This is a genomic window from Streptomyces olivaceus (genome assembly GCF_000721235.1).
Lineage (GTDB): Bacteria > Actinomycetota > Actinomycetes > Streptomycetales > Streptomycetaceae > Streptomyces > Streptomyces olivaceus.
In genome coordinates, this window is record NZ_JOFH01000161.1 from 1 (window position 1) to 294 (window position 294).

The following is a 294-nucleotide window of genomic DNA, read 5'->3' on the forward strand; positions in this document are numbered from 1 at the left end:
TGGTGCTTGGCCGGAGGCAGGACGGGCAGCGAGCGGCTTCCTGCTGGAGGCATACGGCTTCCGCCTGGTCTTGGACCTCGGATACGCGACGCTGCCCCGACTGCTGGCGCGATGTACGGCGAGCGAGGTCGACGCCGTCGTCATCACCCATGAGCACCCGGATCACTGTGCGGATCTGAGCGCCCTGTGCCGAGTGCTGCTCTACGGCGGCGGGCGCCGGGACCGTGTGCCGCTGTACTGCCCTACGGGAGTGCTGGGGAGAGTGCAGGCGATGGAGCCGACCGAGGACCTGCA

The 294-nt window shown here is 69.0% G+C and carries 1 protein-coding gene; it reads left to right on the forward strand.

The features are described from left to right. On the forward strand, positions 1–294 hold a 294-nt coding region (locus tag IG94_RS0138255), incomplete at both ends, for an MBL fold metallo-hydrolase (protein ID WP_031048915.1).